At 63.2% G+C, this 15605-nt stretch carries 12 protein-coding genes and 1 riboswitch; of the genes, 6 read left to right on the top strand and 6 right to left on the bottom strand.

Annotation, left to right across the window (positions count from 1 at the left end; translation table 11 throughout):
* Window position 1: 1 nt before the first annotated feature.
* Entirely contained in the window at window positions 2-1033 is a 1032-nt protein-coding gene (locus PG883_RS13930) for a FecCD family ABC transporter permease (RefSeq protein ID WP_039040072.1), read from the bottom strand.
* Window positions 1030-1875 (bottom strand): heme/hemin ABC transporter substrate-binding protein, encoded by an 846-nt coding sequence (locus tag PG883_RS13925; RefSeq protein WP_128296470.1) that lies wholly within the window; start codon window positions 1873-1875, stop codon window positions 1030-1032. Before PG883_RS13925 ends, PG883_RS13930 begins: the two co-directional genes overlap by 4 nt.
* A 167-nt stretch (window positions 1876-2042) precedes the next feature.
* On the opposite strand from PG883_RS13925, the gene hutX reads away from it, so the two are divergent.
* Window positions 2043-2555, top strand: coding sequence for a heme utilization cystosolic carrier protein HutX (hutX, locus tag PG883_RS13920; protein ID WP_270807329.1), 513 nt, complete (start codon window positions 2043-2045; stop codon window positions 2553-2555).
* Window positions 2552-3109 (top strand): heme utilization protein HutZ, encoded by a 558-nt coding sequence (gene hutZ / locus PG883_RS13915; protein ID WP_010673228.1) that lies wholly within the window; start codon window positions 2552-2554, stop codon window positions 3107-3109. Before hutX ends, hutZ begins: the two co-directional genes overlap by 4 nt.
* Before the next feature lie 64 nt (window positions 3110-3173).
* Here hutZ and PG883_RS13910 read toward each other — a convergent pair whose 3' ends face one another.
* The 3 genes from PG883_RS13910 to PG883_RS13900 are packed head-to-tail and all read right to left on the bottom strand — an operon-like array spanning window position 3174 to window position 5155.
* Complete coding sequence (locus tag PG883_RS13910; protein WP_270807328.1) at window positions 3174-3581, bottom strand: hypothetical protein; 408 nt, start codon at window positions 3579-3581, stop codon at window positions 3174-3176.
* A gap of 57 nt (window positions 3582-3638) precedes the next feature.
* The gene (locus PG883_RS13905) at window positions 3639-4172 is read right to left on the bottom strand and encodes a cysteine hydrolase family protein (protein WP_052815191.1); all 534 of its coding nucleotides are present in this window, start codon (window positions 4170-4172) and stop codon (window positions 3639-3641) included.
* A gap of 14 nt (window positions 4173-4186) precedes the next feature.
* Entirely contained in the window at window positions 4187-5155 is a 969-nt protein-coding gene (locus PG883_RS13900) for a ChaN family lipoprotein (protein ID WP_270807327.1), read from the bottom strand.
* 197 nt (window positions 5156-5352) lie between these two features.
* Between PG883_RS13900 and PG883_RS13895 the strand changes: the two genes are divergently transcribed.
* The 4 genes from PG883_RS13895 to PG883_RS13880 all read left to right on the top strand — a co-directional run bounded on the left by PG883_RS13895 (window position 5353) and on the right by PG883_RS13880 (window position 15371).
* Entirely contained in the window at window positions 5353-7446 is a 2094-nt protein-coding gene (locus tag PG883_RS13895; protein ID WP_201964166.1) for a TonB-dependent hemoglobin/transferrin/lactoferrin family receptor, read from the top strand.
* 260 nt (window positions 7447-7706) lie between these two features.
* Entirely contained in the window at window positions 7707-8849 is a 1143-nt protein-coding gene (locus tag PG883_RS13890; protein ID WP_103255048.1) for a 3-phenylpropionate MFS transporter, read from the top strand.
* A gap of 63 nt (window positions 8850-8912) precedes the next feature.
* Entirely contained in the window at window positions 8913-12374 is a 3462-nt protein-coding gene (locus PG883_RS13885) for a hybrid sensor histidine kinase/response regulator (RefSeq protein ID WP_270807326.1), read from the top strand.
* A gap of 201 nt (window positions 12375-12575) precedes the next feature.
* A riboswitch (cyclic di-GMP riboswitch) is annotated at window positions 12576-12662 on the top strand.
* A gap of 111 nt (window positions 12663-12773) precedes the next feature.
* A complete protein-coding gene (locus PG883_RS13880) occupies window positions 12774-15371 on the top strand; it encodes a glycosyl hydrolase family 18 protein (protein WP_270807325.1) in 2598 nt (865 codons plus the stop codon).
* A 127-nt stretch (window positions 15372-15498) separates the two neighbouring features.
* Here the strand turns inward: PG883_RS13880 and PG883_RS13875 are convergent.
* Window positions 15499-15605: transposase (locus tag PG883_RS13875; RefSeq protein ID WP_201872345.1), on the bottom strand; the 107-nt coding region annotated here is incomplete at its 5' end.

Here is a 15605-nt window from a genome sequence, read left to right as displayed (position 1 = left end):
GTTACAGGGTTCGGCGGCTCTTGACCAAGAGCCAGATGAAGAAGGGGGCCCCCAGCAGGGCGGTGATGATGCCGACGGGCAGCTCGGCCGGTGCGAGCAGGGTACGCGCCAGCATGTCGGCCCCCAGCAGCAGGCCAGCCCCCAGCAGGGCAGACAGCGGGAGCAGGCGGACATGGTTGGGGCCGGCCAGCAGCCGTACCAGATGGGGAACCACTAGGCCGACAAAGCCGATCATGCCCGCCACGGCCACCGCCACGCCGACACCGGCAGCGGTGAGCAGGATGAGGCGACGCTTCAGTGTCTGCACGTTCACCCCCAGATGCCGTGCCTCTCCCTCTCCCAGCAGCAGGGCGTTGAGGGGATTGGCATCGCGCATGAACAGCAGCAGCAAAGCGGCCAGGGTCAGCAGCGCCAGCGTCACATCGACCGGCTTGCCTGCCGCCAGGGAGCCCATCTGCCACAGGCTCAGGTTGCGCAGCATCTGATCGTCCGCGAGATAGGTGAGCAGTCCGATGACGGCGCCGGAGAGCGCCGTGATGGCCACCCCGGCCAGCAGCATCACGGTGACCGAGGTGCCCCCTTCTCGGGTACCCAGCAGATAGACGAGGGTGGTGGTGAGGGCTCCGCCGAGAAAGGCGAGCAGGGGCAGCAACCCCAGGCCGAGCAGGCTCTGCAGGTGCGAGCCCAACGGGGCGAGCAGCACGATGGCCAGGGCCGCGCCGAGTGCCGCGCCACCCGACACCCCTATGATGCCGGGGTCTGCCAGGGGGTTGCGAAACAGTCCCTGCATGACGGCGCCGCAGAGGCCGAGAATGCCCCCCACGGCGATGCAGAGCAGGGTTCGTGGCAGACGGATCTCCTGCACGATCAATAATTTGTGAGCCTCAATCCCGCTCTGTGGTCCGGCAAACAGGGCGCGCAGGCTCTCACCAAGGGAGAGGGACATGGGGCCGGTCGCGAGGGACCCGACCAGCAGCAACGCCAGCGCGCAGCCGGTCAGGGCGAGCAGCCAGGGCAGAGGCAGACGCATCAGGAACCCTGCTTGATCCACTGGGCGATCTGGTTCGCCTGTTGCAAGGAACGAAGGCTGAGGCCCCCTTGCAGGGCATGTCCGTCGATGGCGTGGATAGCCTTGTTCTTGCCTGCCGGGGTGGCTGACAGGGCCGGCACCTGGCTCAGGACGGCGTCGGGATCCTGATACTGCTGCCAGTCGCGGCCGCTCACCAGCACCAGATCAGGCTGCAGCTCGATGAGGGATTCGGTGGAAACGGGCTTGTAGTCGTGGAGCCCAGCCACCGGATTGACGCCGCCCGCCAGGGTGACGAGGGCGCTGGCGGTGGTGTTGCCGCCAGCGATGCTGGTGGGCTGACCCTTGTGCAGCAGCAGGAAGGCGACCTTGAGGGGCTTGTTCTGCTTCGCCTGCGCCGCCAGGGTGTCGCTTTGGGCGGCAATTTCCTCCTTGAGCTTGCTCCCTGCCGTCTGGTCACCCAGGAGATGGGCCAGGGTGTCGATACGCTCGTTGAGGTTGGCCAGCGTAGGGGCTGTGGCCATGACCTCGACCTTGACGTTGGCACGGCGCAACTGATCAAGCGTGCTGTTCGGGCCCATCTCGTCGCTGCCGACCACCAGGGTCGGAGAGAGGCTCAGGATCCCTTCGGCGGCGAGGGCACGGTGATAGCCGACCTTGGGCACGCCTCTGGGCTCCGGACTGCTGACATCGGTGGCGACCAGGCTCTGCTCGCCCCCCAGTGCCAGGATGAGTTCCGTGGTGGCCGGGCCTATGCTGACGATACGCTCCCCCGCCATGACGGATGGGGAAGAGAGGGAAAGGGCACAGCCGAGCAGGCTGAATGCGAGGGCAAAACGACGGCCCATGCGAACCTCCGAAGGGTGAATGAAATAGGGTTGCCGCCGAGAATATCAAGTCGCCCATCAAAATGCACTGAGAATGAAAGCGATTATCAATTGCGTTACTTGGGGCGCTTTATTACAGTATCCGGCGCGACACCGAGCACCATCGCCAGATCATCCAGGGAGAACCGATGAGCATTGCACAACGCATTCACGCGCTGCTGGAGCAAGACCCCAGTGCCCACCCGTCCACTATCGCCACCGAGCTGGCCGTCAGCGAGTGGGAGGTGGTACGCCATCTGCCTGCCGCCCTGATGACGTCAGTGCCGGCCGGGGAGGCCGAAGCCCTGCTGGCGGACCTGTCCAGCTGGGGGCAGGTGACCACCATCGTCGAATCCGATGGCTCCATCTTCGAGGTGAAGGCTCCCTTCCCCAAGGGCAAGAACGCGCGCGGCTACTACAACCTGATGGGGCGGGACGGCGAACTGCACGGCCACCTCAAGCTCGACAACGTGGCGGGCATCGCCCTGGTCAGCAAGCTCTTCATGGGCAAGGAAGGGCACTCCTTCCAGTTCTTCGGCCACAGTGGCCGCTGCATTTTCAAGATCTACCTGGGCCGGGACGAGCAGCGTCAACTGCTGCCTGAGCAGGTGGAGCGTTTCATGGCCCTGCGCCGTCAGTATCAAGAGGAAGTGAAAGCATGAGTGAACGTCAGGAGCGCCTGCAAAACCGCCTGCAACCGGAGATCCGCGAGTTCCGCGACGGTTGCCGTACCCTGCAGCTCGCCACTGTGGATGGCGAAGGCAACCCCAATGCCAGCTATGCCCCCTTCGTGCTGCAGGAAGATGGATACTATGTGCTCATCTCCGAGATAGCTCGCCACGCCCGCAACCTGCAACAGGTGCCCAAGGTATCGCTGATGCTGATCGAGGACGAAACCGGTGCCCGCGAGCTGTTTGCCCGCAAGCGTCTGACCTTCGATGCGGTCGCCGAGGTGGTGGCCCGCGACGACGCACGCTGGGAGAAGGCCGTTGCGGCGCTGGAAGGGCGCTTCGGCGAGATAGTCAAAGGGCTCTCCAACCTCAAGGACTTCGTGCTGTTTAGGCTCAAGCCCGAGCAGGGACTGTTCGTCAAGGGATTCGGTCAGGCGTTCCGTGTCTCCGGCGACGAGCTGGTGGACTTCGTTCACCTGGTGGAAGGGCACAAACGCATCGACAATGGCGCCGAGCTGACCAGCCCGGCGGATGAACCCGTTTGAGGGAACAATTAGCGAGATGAGAAACGGGCAGCCTGGGCTGCCCGTTTTGTTGTTATGTCCCGGGTTACTCCTGCCAGCCTGCCTGGTTGGGGAAGGCATCGCGATCGGCCTGGCTGGCGCTCTCGTTGCATTCTCCGCGGATCTTCCAGGAGGTCTGGCTGAGGACGATATAGCCGCTTCGGCAATACTTGCGCGTGGCCAGCATCTGGGTGAGCTGCTCGTCCTGCAGGGCTTCCCGGCGTTCCAGCAGGCTCTTGTCGCGGCGGCTCAGTCGGTTGTCATCTCCCTCCTGCAACCGGGTTGGCAGGATGTCGAGAGGGGCGGCCTCAAAGGTGAAGCGCTTGCTCCCGTCGTCGCTGATATGGGTGTGGAACAGGGGGGCCGGGCCATCGGGTGCTGCCCCCGGCAATCCGGAGCAGGCGGTGAGCGCCGGTAACAGCAGCGTGAGGGCAACGGCAGAGAGTAGACGCACACAAGACTCCAATCGGGTGTTCACATCAGGACGGGCAGCTTAACACGCCCGCTCGGGTTAGATGGTGGCCAGCAGCTCATCCGTCGTGAGCAGGGTCACGCTTCTGCCTTGAGGCAGGCTCAGATGCCGCCACATGAAGTGGTGGTGCTGGATGATCTGCTCCGCACTCAGGTGCGGCCTGTCCGCCGTGGTATGGGCATCGGTCACCGCAAAGGCGTCAAAGCCCCTGGCGGCGGCGCTGCGCAACGTGGTATCGACGCAAAAGTCGGTGGCACAGCCGCAGATGAGCAGTCTGTCTACCGACTGCTCTGCCAGCAGGAAGCCGAGCTCGGTGTCGAGGAAGCTGTCACAGGCAGTCTTGCGCACCCGGCTGTCGTGGGGAGACGGGGCCAGATCGGCGTGCAGTTGCCAGCCCGCACTGCCAGGTTCCAGCTCGGAACCCGGTTCGTCGTGTTGCACATAGATGACCCGTCCGTGTTGGCCCCGCACGCGATCGGCCAGACGATTGATGTTGGCGATGACCTGGGCATCCTGATGGCGGGGGTTATCGAACAACCCCTGTTGCATGTCGATGACGAGTAACACATCCATATGAAATCCTTGGGCTATTTTGAGGGTTGCAACCATTGGCTGCAGTCACGGCTTCGGGATTGATGCAGTGCGCCCATATCTTGCTTCATTTCCTTTGCATTTAGCCAGCGTTCCGGCAGGGGAGCGATCTGGACCCTGACGTCTGCGTCTCTCCCGGGGGCTGTCTCGTCACCGGTTTGCGGCACGATGAGTGCCACCTTGAGTGCCGAATTGCGGCTGGCGATGCGACTGGCGATCCCGAGTCCCCCCTCCACGTGGAAGTTGCCTGCGATATGCATGATGCGCCTGCCGGGATGCTTGCCCAGATAATCCACCATGCTTTCGGCCATGGTGTCGTCCCAGCTGGTCTGGGCGGCGAAGCGACGGGCGTTGCCGTCCGCATCCCCATGGTGCATGGAGGCCATGAACTTCTGGCGGTAGCCGTCATCCCCCAGAGTCAGCTCGCGGGCAAGCTGGCTGCGGCGATTGGCCGGCAGTTTGTCGAGCCAGGCCGGTCCCTCCTGACCGACGCAGCTCACCAGAGGTTTGGGGGCATTGGCGGCGATCACTGGCAGGTGCTGCGCCTTGGCGAACTCCACCAGAGGGCGGTAATCACTCTGGTAGTTGGGCCAGGCATGGCCATCTCGAATGAGGGCCGATTCGCCGATGCGTCCGGCCAAGTAGGCATCCAGCACCGGCTGATCGGCGCGGCTGAACTGCTCCATGGAGAGTACCAGGGCCCGGCCATCTGCCTGCGACGTCTCGTCAAGCCCCGCCAGCAGACGGGCCTGCAACAGATGGATGGCCGGGTGAGTGTGAAGTTCCCCCACCAGCACGATGTCGGCATCCGCCACCCGGGCCACCGCCTGCTCGAAGGTCAACGCCTGCCCCTGGGCCGTATCGAGCCGTGCGTCATAGAGGGTCTCGGGTGGGGTGTTCTGCGGCGTGGTGGCGCAGGCGGCCAGCAGCAGGGGCAGGGCGAGCAGGGGGAGTCGTCGGATCATGGTTACTCACTCAAGAAACAGGGGAATGGGAAAAGGCTGCACCATGGGATGGCGGCATGGCGAGCGAAAAAGTGGCGCCAGTGTAAGGGGGAATGACGATAAAGTGAAATGAGAATGATTCACTTTATTATTGATCTTTGTCTCTGGCGGGGTAATATGCCTTCCACTTGATAATAATTCTCAATAAGGACTTTGCAGTGGCGCACAACAACACCCCCTCCCTGATAGCCCTTGCCGTGGCGGCCGGGCTGATCTCCCCCACTTTCGCCGCAGACAAGAAAGCCGATGAAGTCATGGTCGTCAGCGGCTCCCGGATGGAACAGAAGCTGGAAGATGTTTCCGGTCCCATCGCCGTCATTACCTCGGAGCAGATTGAAGAGCAGGTCGTCAGCAACGTCGCCGATCTGTTCCGCTATGAGCCCGGGGTGAGCGTGCAGGGAGGCGCAGGAGATGCCCAGACCTTCACCATTCGCGGCATGAGCGAAAACCGGGTCAAGGTGGTGCAGGACGGTGTGCGCCAGAACGATGCCTACAAGAATGGCGGCGTGGGTCAGACCTACTTCGACACCGACATGATCAAGCAGGTGGAAGTGGCCAAAGGGCCGGCCTCCGCCGCTTACGGTTCCGATGCTCTGGGAGGCGTCATTGCCATCACCACCAAGGATGCTGGCGACTTCCTCAAGGGCCGCGACAGCTATCTGGATGCGACCACGGGTTATGCCTCCAGCAGCCACCAGAGAATGGCCGGCATCACGGGGGCGCTGCGCACCGGGGAAGTCGAGAACCTGCTGCGCTACACCTGGCGCGATGGCGGTGTCACCCAGAATTATGACGGCGACAAGAACGAGTTCGACATCGTCAGCCAGGCCGTGCTGTTCAAGAGCAAGTGGAATCTCTCCGATGATCAGTTCCTGAAACTGACGGTGGATTACTTCACCGAGGGGCAGGATCCGGATGCCATCGATCTGACCAAGGCGGGCTCCGTCTTCAACCAGCCCATTACCGACAAGGAGACCGACAACCTCTCCCTGGTACTGGATCATGGCCTCGCCCTGAACGCCCCCTGGGCGGATCGCGTGGACAGCAAGATCTACTACAGCCGCGCCAAGCAGACCCTGGATCAGTACGCTTCGTCCAAGTATCCGGTCATGCCGGGCAACCCCTATGTGACCAAGAACTCCCTGGATCACAACGGTTTCGAGCAGGAGAGCCTGGGCGCCCAGGTGAAGTTCAACAAGGCGCTCGCCAGCCAGCGTCTGGCCTGGGGCCTGGAATACGAGCACACCGACAACGAGCGCACCCGCTTCAAGGGGCCGACCGTTCCGGGTGACTTCGTCGGCTACAACGAGCTGAGCTTCCCCTCCACCACCAGCGAGCGCAGTGCGCTCTGGGCCTTTGACGAGATCAAGTTCGGCGAGCGCTGGGTGCTGACCCCGGGCGTGCGTTACGACTACTACAAGATGACCCCGGACGAGGATCCCGCCTACACGGGCGAGAACATGAAGAAGATCTCCGAAGGGGAGTTCTCTCCCAAGCTGGGGCTGGTGTTCAAGGCGCACGAGGCGGCGAACCTGTTCGCCCAGTACAGCCACGGCTTCAAGGCGCCCATGTATGACAACGCCTTCTCCACCCTGAACCACCAGGCGTATGGCTATCGCATCGAGCCCAACCCGAACCTCAAGCCAGAGAGCAGCGACGGCATCGATCTGGGGGTGCGCGGCAGCCGTGGCGGGTTCAGCTATGAAGTGGCCACCTTCTACAACAAGTTCGATGACTTCATCGAGCTGACGGCCGTGGGCACCGAAGGCCGTACCGCCCTCTATCAGTACCAGAACCTGGACAAGGCGACCACCAAGGGGGCCGAGGCCAAGGCGGACTACTGGTTGAACGAGCTGGTCAACGTCTGGGGCAACCTGGCCTACATCGAGGGCAAGGATGGCGAGGGCAACTACATCAACAGCCTGAGCCCCCTGAACGGCAGCGTCGGAGTGCGTCTGGAGCAGCCGAACTGGAACATCAACACCGCATTGCGCTTCGCCGACGACATGGACAAGGTGGGCAAGGATGCGCGAGGCAATGACAACATCAAGAGCGCAGGCTGGGGCGTGGTGGATCTCTATGCCCAGTTCAAGCCGGTGCAGGACCTGCAGCTCAACGTGGGGGTGTTCAACCTGTTTGACAAGGAGTACGTGAGCTACGAGAGCATCACCGGCCTTGCCGCCACCGCAGATACCAGCAAGCAGACCGAGCCTGGCCGCAACCTCAGTGCACGGGTCAAGTACGTGTTCTGATGGTCGTGGACCAGCATGAAGGAAAAGGGGCCCTCGGGCCCCTTTTGTCATGAAGGTCGGCGTCTGCAAAAAAGAAACCCGCCAGGGGCGGGTGGAAGGATTGCAACACTCATCAGGAAGCGGTGTTACCCAATAGACAGGGGGATGTGACAAAGGTTCAACTTTATTGATATTTATGGTTTTTATCTGTCATGCCGCCTGGGGATCCCCGTCCCGAAATCGGTTATCATTTGTGCCCCTTGTCCCGCTGCCGAGCCCCTATGCCCGCGTTCTCCTGGTTAGCCCTGTTTTTTGGCGCCTTCTACTTCGTTTATGGCGCCTACCTGCCGTTCTGGTCGCTCTGGCTGGAAGGCATCGGGGTGAGTACTGAACAGATAGGGCTGTTGCTGGGGGTAGGCATGGCCATCCGCTTTGCCGGCAACCTGATGGTGATGGGGCGAGTCAAGGGGGCCGGCCAGTTGCTGCCCGTCACCCGGCTGCTCTGTCTGCTGAGTCTGCTGGCCTTCCTCGGTTTCTATCTGGGCCACAGCCTCTGGTGGCTGGTGGTGCTGACCCTGGCGGCCAACTTCATCTACCCGACCCTGATGCCCATGGGAGAGGCGCTTGCCACCCGCATGGTGGTGCAGACCCACCTCGACTACGGCAAGGTGCGGCTGTGCGGATCCTTCGCCTTTATCGTTGCCTCTACCCTGGTGGGGGCCCTGGTGGGCAACTTTGGCAGCGACTGGGTGCTGCACACCATGGTGGCCGGGCTGCTGATCATGCTGGGGCTCAGCCTGCTGCCGCTGCGACCCGCCCCTCGGGAGCTGCAAGGGGAGCGTGCCAAGGCCTCGCTGCTCGTCACGCTCAGGTCGGCCCCGGTGCGCCGCTTCCTGCTCATCACCGCCCTGCTGCAGGGGAGCCACGCGGCCTACTACGGTTTCAGCGCCATCTACTGGAAGAGCGCCGGCTACAGCGGCACCCTGATCGGGTATCTCTGGGCTCTGGGAGTGGTGGCGGAGATCGCCATGTTCGCCGCGGACAAGCGCTTCCTCCAGCGCTTCGGCGCCCAGACCCTGTTTCTGGTGGGGGCCCTTGGCTGTGTGGTGCGCTGGGTGCTGCTCGGCAGTTCTACCGACCTGGCGGTGCTGGTGCTCGGCCAACTGCTGCACGGGGTCACCTTCTGCGTCAGTCACCTCGGCGCCATCCGCTTCATGACCCGCCAGTTGCCCGCGGAGCAGCAGATCCCCACCCAGGCGCTCTATGCGGCCCTGGGTCTTGGCATGACGGTGGCGGCCCTGATGGCGATCTGCGGCGTGGTGTTCGAGCCGCTGGGAGGCGGCATCTTCTTTATCATGGTGCTGGTAGTGCTGCCGGTCTTCGTGTTGCGGCTGCGCGAAGAGAGCCCTGAACAGGGCCGATGACACAGGTCTGCCGGTCTCTGGCGCGGCAGGCCTCCGACTTATCTGGACAAGGGAAGTAGAGAGATGCACCAAGGATGGCTGCTGATCGGGTTGTCGCTCGCCTATCTGGGCTTGCTGTTCCTCATCGCCTATGTGGCGGACAAGAACAAGCGCCGTCGCCCCAAGGGGCAGCCTCTGCTCTACAGCCTGTCGCTGGCGGTCTATTGCACCTCCTGGACCTTCTTCGGCACCGTGGGCCAGGCCAGCGAATCCCCCTGGTCGCCAGTGCCCATCTACCTGGGCCCCATGCTGGTGTTCCTGTTTGGCTGGCGCCTGCTGGCCCGCCTCATCCTGGTGGCCAAGCGCGAGCACATCACCTCCATCGCCGATTTCATCGCCGCTCGTTATGGCAAGTCCCAGCGCCTGGCCATGGTGATCAGCCTCATCGCCGTCATGGGGATACTTCCCTACCTGGTGCTGCAGCTCAAGGCGATCGTCACCGGGCTCGATCTGCTGATGGCCAACAGCACGGGGGTCAGCCCCACCAGCAACATGGCGGAGCTGGCGCTGGGTGTCACCCTGCTGCTGGCCCTGTTCAGCATTCTGTTCGGCACCCGCAACCTGGATGCCACCGAGCACCACAGGGGCATGGTGGTGGCCATCGCCTTCGAGTCCGTGGTCAAGCTGCTCGCCTTCATGGCGGTGGGGGGCTTTGCGCTCTGGCTCATCATCGCCAGACCGAGCGAGGCGCGTACCCTGGTGGCGGGCGACTTCCTCGATGCGGTGGTGGCGGTGACGCCGGGCAGTCTGCTGGAGCTCGCCATCTACACCCTGATCGCCATGTGCGCCGTCATCTGCCTGCCGCGCCAGTTTCACGTGACCGTGGTGGAGAACAACCAGGGGCAGGATTTGCACTGGGCCCGCTGGATCTTCCCCCTCTATCTCTTCCTGATGGGGCTCTTCATCTGGCCTCTGGCGCTGGCAGGCAAGCAGTGGGTCGGGGCAGACATGGCATCGGACACCTATGTGATAAGCCTCCCCATGTCCCTCGGATTCGACGGCATGGCGATGCTGGCATTTCTCGGCGGTACCTCGGCGGCCACCGGCATGGTGATCGTCTGCACCATCGCCCTGGCCATCATGGTGAGCAACGATCTGGTGTTGCCGGTCCTGCTGCGCCGGGTCTGGCAACAGGGGCGGGACGAGCGCCTGATGCGGTTGCTGCTGCAGGTGCGTCGGGGCGCCATCTTGCTGATTTTGCTGGCGGCCTGGGCGCTCTATCTCTGGCTCGGGGATCTCACCAGTCTGTCGCGCATCGGTTATCTTTCGTTCGGGGCCGTGGCCCAGTTCGCACCGGCCCTGCTGCTCGGCCTGTACTGGCGTCATGGCAATCGCAAGGGGGTCTATCTCGGGCTCGCCCTCGGGGTCAGCCTCTGGTTCGTGACCCTGCTGGCGGAGAGCGGACTGCTGGCTGGCTCCCCTCTCGAAGCCCTGCTGGCGCCCCCAGACTGGCCGGCGGTGCGGGATCTGAGCCTGGGGGCCTGGTGCCTCTTCCTGAGTCTTCTGCTCAACCTGGTCGGCTATGTGGCGGGCTCCCTGCTGTCTCGGGCGGCGGTGAGCGAGCGGCTGCAGGCCGCTAACTTCGTCGGCAAGACGAGCCGGGATACCTCGGCGCTCTATCATGCGCGGGTCTCGGTGAAGGAGCTGGAGATGCTGGCGGCCCGCTTCGTCGGTTCCAGCCGCGTCAAGCGGGCCTTCGGCCGCTTCGCCGGCGAGCGGGGAGGCACCCTGGCGCCCCAGATGCAGGCCTCCGCCGAGCTCATCGCTCACACGGAGCGACTGCTGGCCGGGGTGTTCGGTACCTCGTCCGCCCGCCTGGTGCTGGCCTCCGCCCTGCAGGGACGCAACATGCAGCTCGAGGAGATCGCCACCATAGTGGACGAGGCCTCCGACATGTTCCGCTTCAACCGCGGCCTGTTGCAGGGGGCAATCGAACACATGGGGCAGGGGATCTCCGTGGTGGACAGGGAGCTCAGGCTGGTGGCCTGGAACCGACGCTACATCGAGCTGTTCTCCTATCCCCCCGGTCTCATTCAGGTGGGCCGTTCCATCGAGGAGATCATCCGCTACAACGCCGGACAGGGGCTGTGCGGCCAGGGAGACATCGAGGCCCAGGTGGCGCGGCGGGTTGCCTTCATGAAGCGTGGTAGCCCCCATGTCTCGGCGCGGGAGCGTCCCGATGGCCGGGTCATCGAGATGCAAGGCAACCCCATGCCTGCGGGGGGCTTTGTCATGACCTTCACCGATATCACCCCGTTCAGGGCGGCGGAGCGGGTGCTGCGGGAAGCGAACGAGCACCTGGAGGCGCGGGTGGCCGAGCGCACCCACGAGCTTTCCGAACTCAACCGCCAACTGCTGCTGGTAAACCAGCAGGTGGAGCGGGCCAACCAGTCCAAGAGCCGGTTCCTTGCGGCGGTGAGCCACGACCTGACCCAGCCGCTGAACGCGGCCAAGCTCTTTACCTCCTCCTTGCTGGAGATGCTGCCCCCGGAGGACGAACCGGCCCGCATCGCTCGCCACATCGACGACGCCCTGGGGGCGACCGAGGATCTCATCACGGATCTGCTGGACATCTCGCGCCTCGAGGCGGGCAAGTTCAAGGCGAAGAAGCTCGATTTCGCCCTGAGCGATGTGCTGGACAATCTCAAGGCGGAATTCGGCGTGCTGGCCCAGGCCGGTGGGATCCAGTTCTCCGTGGTGGAGAGCCGCCTTGCGGTCTACAGCGATGTGCGCTTGCTGCGGCGGGTGTTGCAGAACTTCCTCACCAACGCATTTCGCTACAACCCCGGCGGTCGGGTGCTGCTCGGCTGTCGCCGCATGGGGGATAAGGTGCGCATCGAGGTGTGGGACAACGGCCCCGGCATCCCGGAGGGCAAGCAGGAGGCGATCTTCGACGAGTTTTCCCGCCTCGATCACTCCCGCACCGCCAGGGAGCAGGGGCTTGGCCTCGGGCTCGCCATCGCCCGCGGCATCTCGCTGGTGCTGGGTCATCAGCTCTCCCTGCGCAGCTGGCCCGGAGCGGGGTCCGTCTTTGCCATCACCCTGAACCTCGCGACCCGGCCCGTCATCCCCAGCCAGGTGACGACCCCGGCCCTGCGAGACAGTCAGCTGGAAGGGGTCAGGATCCTCTGCATCGACAACGAGGAGGATATCCTCATCGCCATGGCCTCGCTGCTGGGACGCTGGGGCTGCGAGGTGCGCTGTGCCCAGAGCCTGGAGCAGGCGGAAGCGATCATCGGCGGCGGCTTCCTGCCTGCGCTGGTGCTGTCGGATTATCACCTGGATGACGGCAAGACCGGGTTGCAGGCGCTGCACATGATCAGGCTGGCCCACGGCAACGGTATCGGCGGCATCATCATCAGTGCGGATCGCAAGAGCGAGTTGCAGGCACAGATCCGTGAGCACGGCTTCGGCTACGTGAGCAAACCGGTCAAACCTCTCAAGCTGCGCGCCCTGATGAACAGCCTGCTGATGCCGGTTCAGTGACTGGTCTCACAGAATCGAGCATTGGCTGAACATTTCCTGGATGCCATCCAGGCGTCATGATCGCCGATGATAGCGCCATTTTCGTCGCCATTTTTCGTAATTGGTGATAATTGAGTCTTGCTGGGTGTCACTTTTGGCAGGTGGCACCCGGGCGACTCTCCTCTATAGTCATTCGGCGATTATTTTTGTCGCAAATCAAGTTGTGCAAAAAGGCAAACCGGATGAAAGTCCGGGACGCAAAGCTTCCGGTCTAAGGGTCTGCGTACCTAGGATAGCGGGGCCACCACAGGTTGTATCGTCCATGGGCCAAGCCATGGTTGCGATGTTGTCTGCGTTACCTGGCAGGTTGCGTTGCCTTTTTCGTTGTTAATTCCAATAACGAAATAAGGAAGTTCAAATATGTTAAGTCCAAAACTTTCCCTGCTGGCGCTTCTGGTCGGGGGGCTTTGCACTACCTCCGCCTTCGCCGCTGCCCCGGGCAAACCCACCATTGGATCCGGCCCCACCAAGTTTGCCATCGTTGAAGTCAATCAGGCCGCTTCGGCCTACAACCAGCTGGTGACCGTCCACAAGGATGGCGCTCCCGTGAGCGTGACCTGGAACCTCTGGTCCGGTGACGTCGGACAGACCGCCAAGGTACTGCTGGATGGCAAGGAGGTGTGGTCAGGCCCGGCCTCCGCCGCGGGTACCGCAAACTTCAAGGTCACCAAGGGGGGGCGTTACCAGATGCAGGTGGCCCTGTGCAACGCCGATGGCTGCACCCTCTCCGACAAGAAGGAGCTGATGGTCGCCGATACCGACGGCAGCCACCTGGCGCCGCTCAATGCGCCCCTCAAGGAGAACAACAAGCCCTACGCCAACAAGTCCGGCAAGGTGGTGGGGGCCTACTACGTGGAGTGGGGTGTCTATGGTCGCAAGTTCACCGTGGACAAGATCCCGGCCCAGAACCTGACCCATATCCTCTACGGCTTCACCCCCATCTGCGGTGGCAACGGCATCAACGACAGCCTCAAAGAGATCTCCGGCAGCTTCGAGGCGTTGCAGCGCTCCTGTGCGGGCCGCGAAGACTTCAAGGTCTCCATCCACGATCCCTGGGCGGCTGTTCAGATGTCCCAGGGCAACCTCAGCGCCTGGGATGAGCCCTACAAGGGCAACTTCGGCAACCTGATGGCCCTCAAACAGGCCCACCCGGACCTCAAGATCCTGCCGTCTGTCGGCGGATGGACCCTCTCCGATCCCTTTTACTTCCTGGGTGACAAGACCAAGCGCGATACCTTCGTCGCCTCGGTCAAAGAGTTCCTGCAGACCTGGAAATTCTTCGACGGCGTGGACATCGACTGGGAGTTCCCGGGCGGACAGGGGGCCAACCCCAGCCTGGGCGGCCCGAATGACGGCGCCACCTATGTGGTGCTGATGAAGGAGTTGCGAGCCATGCTCGATGAACTGGAAGCCGAGACCGGCCGCCAGTATGAGCTGACCTCGGCCATCAGCGCCGGCGGTGACAAGATTACCAAGGTGGATTATCAGGCGGCCCAGCAGTACATGGACCACATCTTCCTGATGAGCTACGACTTCAGCGGCGCCTTCGACCTGACGAATCTGGCCCACCAGACCAACCTCTTTGCCTCCAGCTGGGATCCGGCCACCAAGTACACCACCGACAAGGGCGTCAAGGCGCTGCTGGGTCAGGGGGTGACACCGGGCAAGATAGTGGTGGGGGCGGCCATGTATGGCCGTGGCTGGACCGGAGTGAAGAACTGCCAGGCCGGCAACCCCTTCACCGGCACCGCCACCGGACCGGTGAGCGGTACCTGGGAAAATGGCGTGGTGGATTACCGCGACATCGTCAACAACCGCATGGGCGCAGGCTGGGAGCAGGGCTATGACGAGTCGGCCGAGGCCCCCTATGTCTTCAAGGCCAGCAGTGGCGACCTCATCACCTTCGACAACGACCGCTCGGTCAAGGCCAAGGGGCAGTACGTGCTGGCGAACCAGCTCGGCGGTCTGTTCGCCTGGGAAATTGATGCGGACAACGGCGACATCCTCAACGCCATGCACGAGGGGCTGGGCCACGGCGAGGGTACGCTGCCGCCGGTCAACAAGCCGCCGGTTGCCAATGCCGGCAGCGATCTGAGTGCCACCGGCCCGGCCGAGGTGACCCTCAACGGCAGCGCCTCCCATGATCCGGAAAACGGGGCGCTGACCTACAGCTGGAAACAGGTCTCCGGACCCCAGGCCAGCCTGCTGGATGCCACCCAGGCCAAGGCCCGTGTGGTACTGGATGCCGTCAGCAGCGACATCAATCTGGTGTTCGAGCTGACCGTGACCGACGATCAGGGGCTCTCGGCCAAGGATCAGGTGGTGGTCACCAACAAGGCGCCGCAGCCGAACCTGCCCCCCGTGGTCAGCGTACCGGCCAGTGCGACCGTCGAGGCCGGCAAGCAGGTGAGCATCAAGGCCACCGCTTCCGACCCCAATGGTGATGCCCTGAGCTATCAGTGGACAGTGCCGGCCGGACTCAGCGCCACCGGTCTGGACAGCGCGACCCTGGTGGTCACGGGCTCGAACGTGACCAGTGATACGGCCTACGATCTGACCCTGGTGGTCACCGACGGGGCGCTGGATGCCACAGCCGTTACCCGCCTGACCGTCAAGCCGGCCAGTACAGGTGGTGGCTGCGAGGCCAGCGATCCGGATGCGGCCAACCATCCTGCCTGGAGTGCTGGTACCGTCTACAACACCAATGACAAGGTGAGCCACAAGCAACTGGTGTGGCAGGCCAAGTATTGGACCCAGGGCAACGAGCCGAGCCGCACCGCCGATCAGTGGAAACTGGTGAGCCAGGTGCAACTGGGTTGGGATGCCGGAGTGGTCTACAACGGCGGTGATGTCACCAGCCACAACGGCCGCAAGTGGAAGGCCCAGTACTGGACCAAGGGCGATGAGCCCGGCAAGGCCGCCGTCTGGGTCGATCAGGGCGCGGCGAGCTGCAACTGATCTGCCGTGATGAGAAATGGGGCCGAGGGCCCCATTTTTGTCTTGCTGCGTGGTCGGGTGTCTCTTCCTGTCAGGGGAAAGGCGCACTCGCTTTGTCAAAAAGGCCCGTCAGGGCCTTTTTTCAGGTTCATCGCGGCTTTCCGGGGAAGGCCGCCTTGATTTTCAGAAAAAAGTATTCTGAGTCCCTAAATCCATATGCCATACGCTTTATCACTTTGATCTTGTTGTTCACCC

Source organism: Aeromonas sp. QDB25 (assembly GCF_027707725.1).
Classification (GTDB): Bacteria; Pseudomonadota; Gammaproteobacteria; order Enterobacterales; family Aeromonadaceae; genus Aeromonas; species Aeromonas caviae.
Note: the sequence above shows the minus strand (reverse complement) of the source record. Positions and strands in the feature narration are given on the sequence as shown.